Annotated in this window: 4 protein-coding genes and 1 tRNA gene; 3 read left to right on the plus strand and 2 right to left on the minus strand. The window is 60.0% G+C overall.

Annotated features, from left to right (window positions below):
- Positions 1 to 348: 348 nt before the first annotated feature.
- Both NW842_RS04400 and NW842_RS04405 read left to right on the plus strand, forming a co-directional pair.
- Complete coding sequence (locus NW842_RS04400; RefSeq protein ID WP_414417551.1) at positions 349 to 1,551, plus strand: OFA family MFS transporter; 1,203 nt, start codon at positions 349 to 351, stop codon at positions 1,549 to 1,551.
- Positions 1,552 to 1,707: 156 nt separating this feature from the next.
- A tRNA-Leu gene (locus NW842_RS04405) sits at positions 1,708 to 1,791 on the plus strand.
- Here the strand turns inward: NW842_RS04405 and NW842_RS04410 are convergent.
- Positions 1,792 to 3,990, minus strand: coding sequence for a glycosyltransferase 61 family protein (locus NW842_RS04410; RefSeq protein WP_414417552.1), 2,199 nt, complete (start codon positions 3,988 to 3,990; stop codon positions 1,792 to 1,794).
- Positions 3,991 to 4,183: 193 nt separating this feature from the next.
- Between NW842_RS04410 and NW842_RS04415 the strand changes: the two genes are divergently transcribed.
- Positions 4,184 to 6,877, plus strand: coding sequence for a phycobilisome rod-core linker polypeptide (locus tag NW842_RS04415; RefSeq protein WP_414417553.1), 2,694 nt, complete (start codon positions 4,184 to 4,186; stop codon positions 6,875 to 6,877).
- 62 nt (positions 6,878 to 6,939) lie between these two features.
- Here NW842_RS04415 and ruvB read toward each other — a convergent pair whose 3' ends face one another.
- Positions 6,940 to 8,076: a Holliday junction branch migration DNA helicase RuvB gene (gene ruvB / locus NW842_RS04420; protein ID WP_414355682.1), complete on the minus strand. Its 1,137-nt coding sequence runs from the start codon at positions 8,074 to 8,076 to the stop codon at positions 6,940 to 6,942.
- Between the last annotated feature and the right edge of the window lie 160 nt (positions 8,077 to 8,236).

Raw genomic sequence — 8,236 nt, forward strand, 5'->3', positions numbered from 1 at the left:
GGCTCATCCTCGAAAGGGCTGAGAGAATGGGTTGAACTCAGCTGTGACATACTCCCATCGCTGACCCTACAGGTACAGCGTGGGCTTCGCGCTTCATCGGGGAGCCTTCGCAAGAACCCTCCACGCGCAGACACGGAATGCCCTACCGCGTAGTTGTACCAGATTCCGGCAACGCCGTTTTGTACAACTACTCCCATCATACACCATGTGGGGGTATCTGTATCCCGACACTGATGCTACGGTTACAGTGCGGGGCTTAGCTACCCCACGCCCCCACAAGCTAACAAGCTCCAAATACCCATGAAAAGGGTTGGATCCCCCGTTACTTTGTATGGACAACCGGCCCATATGGGGAGATGGCTTTTTATCCTCCTGGGGCTCCTGGTTCTTCTTTGCCTGGGAACCGTCTATTCCTGGAGCATTTTCCGCAAGCCTCTGGAAACAGAGCTGGGGATCGGGGCCAGTGAGAGCCTGCTGCCCTACACCGTTGCCCTCGTGTTTTACGCTACCCTCATGCCCATCACAGGGTTTGTCATCCCCCGCTGGGGATCCCGCCGAGTACTGGCTCTGGGGGGCAGCTTGGTGGGTTTGGGCTATGGGCTGGCCAGCTTCGCCCCCTCCATTGGGTGGATTGCCCTCTGCTATGGAGTCATTGCCGGCAGCGGTGTGGGAATAGCCTATGGAGTGCCAATGGCCGTGGCAGCCCGTTGGTTCCCGGATCGCAAGGGATTGGCGGTGGGATCCACCATTGTCGGCTTTGGCCTATCCCCCCTGCTTACCGCTCCTCTAGCCAACCGCTTGATCGAGGCGCTGGGGGTTCGACCTACGCTGCTGATTTTGGGGATCCTCTTTGCAGCGGTGATCTTGGGGATCGCAACCCAACTGAGATTTCCTCCCCCCGATTGGATCCCTTCCCCATCTTTTCCAAGAAAATCCACGGACAGCCCAGATCACCCTCTACCGGCTTCTAGGCGCTCTCTCCCTCTGCTGAGAAACCCCTCCTTCTATGGCCTGTGGATCTGCTACGCCATCGGCACTCTGATCGGTTTAAGCGCCATTGGGATTTCCGGCCCCGTGGGGGAAGAGCTGATCGGCCTGGATCCCACTGCGGCTGCCAACAGCGTGGCTCTCTTCGCCATTTTCAACGGGATCAGCCGTCCTCTGTTTGGCTGGTTGGCCGATCGCTTACATCCCCATCAGGTCACTACGGGCTCCTATGGGCTGATCCTGCTGGCCTGTGGGCTAATGCTCCTGCCTCCCCAGGGATCCCTTCTGGGCTATTGGGTAGCCTTTTCCTTGCTTTGGTTTTGCCTGGGGGGGTGGCTGGCCATGGCTCCCGCCCTGACCCTGCGCTTGTTTGATCCCGAACGCTACGCCCAGAACTACGGCATTGTGTTTACCGCCTATGGAGTTGGGGCCTTGGTGGGAACGATGATCGCGGGGCAAATTCGCGATAGGCTGGGCAGCTATAGCTATACCTTTTATGGGATGGCCGCCTTGGCGGTGGTGGGGATCTGGGTGGCCAACGTTTTTTTGAAAGAGAAGTTGTAGGAGCTTCAAGCCAGCGGGCACAGCAGGGATCCCATCAGCAGGGGCAGCAATCCCCTACTTCATACCCTCCACTGCAGGGCTGGGTGAACCAACTTAAAGACTTGCCCCCCCAAGGCGAGCAGTTTGATAGAGTAGTACGGCTATTGCCGACAGATTGGGATCGTGGCGGAATGGTAGACGCTACGGACTTAAAATCCGTTGTTCCTCAAGAACGTGAGGGTTCGAGTCCCTCCGATCCCATTATCCCCTGATCCCTGTCTGTTCCAGCACATTCAGCAAGTCCGGGATCCGAACCCAGGCATCTTCTCGATCCAAATCGGGGCTGGAAAGAAGAGCCACCAAAGCCGGATCGCAAACAGGCGCCACCAAGGGGAAATACCTTAACCCTGCCACCTGAGCAATACTCCAAAAATAGGGAAGCACTGCATTGCTGGGCAAGATCTCGATGACGGTGGTGCCGGGTGGACAAAAGGCGAGGTTGGTTAGGCCCGCCCCGTGGATCCCGATCACCGCCTCTGCCCCTTGCATTAGGGCTATTTGCTCTTGAAGAGAAAGGGTTTCCATCTGCACCGGTGCAAATCCCCAGGGGCGCAAGCAGGCCAGCACCTCCGCTTCGTTGATCACCCGCCGCCAGCGGGCAGACCGACGGCTGATGTAAATTCGCCGCGGTTGTAAGGGGTCAATGGATAAACTCGGCTGGGCCAGTTGCCGCAGCACCTCCAATCCCCTGGGCGTCAAACACCCCACCGGAGCGCCTGCCGAGGGCACGATCAGGTTCTGGGCTTGCAGATGGGATCCCCCCAACTGCTCAAAGCTGAGGATGCGCTCGGCTGGGATCCCCAAAGCAGCCAAGCTCTGCACCTGAAAGGGCTTTCTTTGATACCCGTGGATCAAGATGGGGATGTCCTTTTCCAGGGCGCCCGACCGCTGCAGGATATCGAGGGCCGGCAGAATATCCACCATCCAGTGAAAGTAATTAACTGCCCCCAAGGGCAAAAGGGCAACGGGGCCATCCAGTGGGATCGGTGGGGGGAGATGGGGCAAGCCCAGCAGGGGGTGGTGTCGCAGGTGATCTGGCCTGTAGTCCCAGTCGAGGAACTCCGGCGGCGGCAAGCTCAGGGATAGATCGGCGAGCAATTCTCCCCGGCGGGTGAGCACCCCGCTGGCAAAGCTGGCGTAGAGGTGGCGGGGATAGTGGCCCACGTGGACGGATCCTCGGGGGATCTGGGCGACAAAGGTCTCTGCCAAGGGGATGCGCTGCGGGCGCAACTTTTGCAAAATGTCGGGATCAGCGGCAGGGGGCGCTTTTAGACAGAGAACCCCCCCTGGATCCAGCAGTTGGTAGTCCCCTTCGCCCGTGGCCTGATGCCACTGCCGGGTGGTGAGGTAGCCTTGGGTTGGCACCGGCCAGAAGTCGGTTGTAGGGGGGGGGTTCTGGGAAAAAGAGTCCGCTTGAAGGGCAACGCCTTCTGGAGCCCAACGCTGCCGCCAAGCCGAATACAGGAAATCGGGGATCCTCGCAGATCCCTCTCCCCTGCATGCCTGCTCCAGTCCAGACCGCAGAGGGCTTTCTCTGCCACTGCCCTCGCACCACGCCTGCACCCAATTCCGTTCCGCTGCCACCGCTCGGCAAACCTTCTCCCAAGCCGCCTCAGGGTGAGCCAACCGCACTTCCGCTTCCGCCCAGTAGCTGTAGAGCTGCGCTGTCCCGGTGCCCCGCGCCTCAGCCACCTGGAAACACCCCACAGCCTGAACTGGATCCTGCAGATCCAGCCACGCCAGGCCCATCTGTACCCAGGGATCCCCCCACTCAGGGCGCAGCCGCGCAGCCTCCTGCAGAGGGGAAATCGCCTCTCGCAAACGGCCCAGCTTCATCAGGGCCAAGCCCCAGCGCCAAAAACTCTCTGCCGCCGTCGGATCCTGCTGGCAAGCCCGCTCAAACCACTCCGCTGCCGCAGCCCACAGCCGGCTCCGCTCTTGGGTCAGGCCAATGCGGTGAGCAGCCAAAGCCTGGCCAGAAGACAGCTCCAGCCCAGAAAGCCCATCCCCCAACTCCAGAAGCTGCCGATACAGAGCTGCTGCCTGCGGCCAATGGCCCTTCTCCCACAGGCTTTCCGCCAAAGCCTGCAAGCTCCTCAGCAGGTGGTAGACGGCCTCGGATTCGGCCACCCCCCCCGCTTGCAGCATCGCCAAGCCCTCTTGCCACACCAGCTGCGCCTCCAGTTCCCGACCCAGCAGGAGATAAGCGGCTCCCAGCTCCCAATACAGCTCTGGAGAGGGGGATCCCTGCTCGAGCTGTTGCTGTAAAACCTGGGTAACGCGTTCGTAATGTCCCTGCTCCCAATCCTCAAGGAGAAAAGCGGAAGACAACAGATGGGAGGGTAGAGCTGGGTTGAGAGCCATGTCTTTGTGGATGAGAAACAGTGTTACAAACTGCAACAACCTCCCCACTCTGGGCCCGTGCCCCTAGTATTCTAGGCTTGGCTTCCCCCTCAGGGATCGGGCATCGATCCTTCTCAGCTCAGAGAGGGATGCTCCTCCAGTCGTGGGTCAGCCTCTTCACCCCCTTCGATGGCACTGTCCTCGGCCTTTGTCGGCAGTTTTTTCGATCAAAACGGAGTTTAAAAGATCGATGGGTATCAACGTATCCGCTGGCGCAGTCGTTTCCAACCCCCGTCTCTACCAAACCGTGCCTGTATCGACCATCTCCCAGGCGGAACAGCAGGATCGCTATCTGGGACGCACCGAGCTGGATCGCCTCGAGGACTTTTTCTCCAGCGGCCTGAAACGGCTAGAGATTGCCGAGGTCATTGCGGCCAATTCGGAAATCATCGTCAGCCGGGCAGCCAACCGCATCTTCACAGGGGGCTCGCCCATGGCCTATCTGGAGCGGCCAGAAGCGACCCAAGACGAGAAAGAAGCCTTCAAGCTGGGTACTGCCTTCTACGTGGAATCCACCGGCGGATTCATTGAGGCCATCCGCAACATCTTTAGCGCCAGCGGTGTGGAGATTCCCCCCAATTTCCGCCCCATCAACATCTCCCGCTACGGAGCTGCCAACATGCGCAAATCGCTGCGGGATCTGAGCTGGTTTTTGCGCTACGTCACCTACGCTTTGGTGGCCGGGGATCCCAGTATCATCGCCGTCAACACGCGCGGCCTGCGGGAGATCATCGAAAATGCCTGCTCCGCCGAGGCCACCATTGTCGCCATTCAAGAGATGAAACGGGCGGCGGCTGGCTACTTCCGCAAAGATGCCGAAGCAGTTGCCGTCATCAACCAATATTTCGATGTCTTGCTGAGCGAGTTCATCGCCCCCGCCCCTTCCGACAAGCTGCGGCAGCGCAATGCCAGCACCGCCGACGGGATCCCTCTGCAAGGGCTGCAGCTACCCCAGGTTTACAACTTGGCTGCCGAAAAAGTTCCCGTTTTTGCCATGAAGCCGGGGCTGTCCAACGCCGAGAAAGAAGAAGTCATCAAGGCCGCCTATCGACAGGTGTTTGAGCGGGATATCCGCCGCGCCTACGGCCTCAAGCTTTCCGACCTGGAGTCGAAGGTGAAAAACGGCGAGATCTCCATGAAGGAGTTCATTCGCCGCCTGGGCAAATCGGAGCTGTATCGCAAGCAGTTCTACGAGCCTTACATCAACAGCCGCGTCGTGGAGCTGGCCTTCCGCCACTTCCTGGGGCGGGCTCCCGAAACCCGCGAGGAAGTGCAGACCTACTTCTCCATCATCTCCAGCAAGGGCCTGGCCGGCCTGGTGGACGCCCTGGTGGATAGCCGCGAGTACGGAGACTACTTCGGCGAAGAGACGGTACCCTACCTGCGCAAGCTGGGGGTAGAAGCGCAAACCAGCGCCAACTGGGGGGCCAAATTCGACCTCTACAACTACGCTGCCCCCCGCCGCAAGGTGCCCCAGTTCATTACCCTCTTTGCCCGCTACAACCGGCCCCTGCCGGATCAGCATGCCTATGGCTCCGGCAATGACCCGCTAGAGATCCAATTTGGGGCCATCTTCCCCAAGGAAACCCGTTCCCTCAGCGCCCGCCCTGCTCCCTTCAACAAAGATGTCAAGCGCATCCTCATCCGGCGCGGCTTTGCCCTCACCAACGAGCGCACCAATCCCAGAGCAGCAGGGGATCCCGGCAGCCTTGGCCCGAAGGTTTTCAAGCTCACCCAGACTCCGGGAGATCGCAGCCGACGGCTGGGGGTGCGGGCCGGCATTGTCGGCAGCGAGGGATCCACCCAGGCGGTGATCCGCGCCTGCTACCAACAGGTATACGGCTATGTGCCCTACGAAGGCCAACGGCTGACCCGCTGGGAGATCAAGCTGGAGTCGGGGGAAATTCCCGTCAAAGAGTTTGTGCGCCAACTGGCCAAGTCGGATCTCTTCCGCAACAAGTACTGGTCCAGCTTGTATGTCTGCAAAGCCATCGAGTTCATCCACCGCAAGCTACTGGGCCGACCCACCTACGGACGGCAAGAGATGAACCGCCTGTTTGACATTGCCTCCAAGCAGGGGTTCTACGCGGTGGTGGATGCCATCTTGGACGGCGAGGAGTACCAGCGGGTCTTCGGGGAAGATATCGTGCCCTACGAGCGCTACCTCACCCCCGGCGGCCTGGCGCTGCGGCGGATGCGCCCCGGCTCCACCGACATGGCAGTGACCAAGCCCATTCGCACCGACGAGGACATTCCGCTATTTGTCAAGTTGGGCCAGCCCCAGGACATGCCTTCCGGCGAGCTGGAAATCCAGCGGCGGGCTCAGCAGGGGGTGCCCAAGGTACGCCAAGAGATCCCCATCTTCAAGCTCACCAGCCTGGCCAACAAAGCGGAAGTGAACAACCTCATCCGCGCCGCCTATCGGCAGGTCTTCGAGCGGGATATGGACATCTACAACATCAGTGCCGAGCTCAGCTCCGCCGAGTCCAAGCTGCGCAACGGCGAGATCACCGTCAAGGAGTTCATCGAGGCGCTGGGGTGTTCAGAGCTGTACCGCTCCGAGTTCTATGCCCCCTATCCCAATACCAAGGTGATCGAGCTGGGCACCAAGCACTTTCTGGGCCGTGCGCCCCTCAATCAGCAGGAGATCCGCAAGTACAACCAGATCTTGGCCACCCAGGGGGTGAAAGCCTTTGTGCGCGCTTTGCTGAACACCCAGGAATATCGGGATCTCTTCGGCGAAGACACGGTGCCCTATCGCCGCTTCCCCACCTTGCCGGCGGCCAACTTCCCCAACACCCAGGAGCTGTACGGTCGTCTCACCAAGCAAAACCGCGAGCTGGTGGTGCCCAGCTTCAGCCCTGTGGGCAATGACCGTAGCTAGATGGGGCTCTCAACTGCTCTCTTTCTTGTGAGAGAGGGGTCGGGGGTGAGGGGAGAGACGAGTTAGCTCCACAAAGGCAGGGGGGATTGGGCTTCATAGCCCAAATGCCGTAGCGCAGCGGGAGTGACCACTCGGCCACGGGGTGTACGCTGCAAGTAGCCGATCTGCAACAGATAAGGCTCATACACTTCTTCAATGGTTTGGGGATCCTCACCCGTCACCGCGGCCATCGTCTCCAAGCCAACCGGCCCTCCACCGAACTGCTCCACCAGCACCGTCAGAAGCTTGCGATCTGTCCAATCCAGCCCCATAGGATCCACCTGGAACAGCTCCAGAGCGGCTGCTGCCACTTCTCGGCTAATGTGGCCGTCCCCTCGCACCTGGGCGTAATCTCGCACCCGCTTGAACAGGCGGTTGGCAATGCGGGGTGTGCCCCGAGAACGGCGGGCGATCTCTGCAGCCCCTTCTGGATCGGTGGAGACATTCAAGAGGCGAGCCGTGCGCAGCACGATCTGCACCAGCTCGTGAGGCTCGTAAAAGCGCAGCCGTTGCACATGGCCAAAGCGATCCCGCAGCGGAGAAGTGAGGGCGCCAATGCGGGTTGTGGCCCCGATGAGGGTAAAGCGTTCCAAGGGCAGAGAGGTGATGCGGGCAGAGCGACCTTTGCCAATGGTGATATCAAGACGAAAATCCTCCATCGCCGGATAGAGCAATTCTTCTGTAACCTTGGGCAGGCGGTGGATCTCGTCAATAAACAACACATCCCCCCGCTTCAAGCGCACCAAATACCCGGCAATGTCGCGGGGGCTCTCCAAAGCCGGCGCGGTGGTCATGTAGAACTGGGATCCCATTTCTGCCGCCAGCACTGCCGCCACCGTGGTTTTGCCTAAGCCGGGCGGGCCGTAGAACAGCAGGTGATCCAAGGGCTCTTGGCGAGCGCGGGCCGCTGCAATGGCAATGGAAAGCACTTCCTTAAGTTCCGTCTGGCCGATGTATTCCGCCAGAGTGCGCGGGCGAAGCGATTCTTCCTGGGCTTCACCGAGGTGGGCTTGCGGCTGCAACAGGGCAGAGGGATCCGCTTCCCTTTCCCCGGCAAGGCTCAACTCCTCGCTTTCTTTTCTCCAGGCTGAAGACTTTTGCTGCCGCCGCTTGGGGCTCTCAGCGTTCTGGCCTGCATCTCGAGAAGAAATAATTGCCATGTTCCTAAGTCACAGAGGCAATGGCCCCAATTTAACCCCAGAAAAGCTCCAGGCAAGATTGCTGCAGAAAAAAAGAAAAAGACCCCCCGGCATTGGCCAGGGGATCGTCTGCTTTTGTCAAGCCGTCAGGTCAGACCATCAGCCACGCACCGCAGGCGCC

It is taken from the genome of Synechococcus sp. R55.4 (assembly GCF_047461935.1).
Lineage (GTDB): Bacteria > Cyanobacteriota > Cyanobacteriia > Thermostichales > Thermostichaceae > Thermostichus.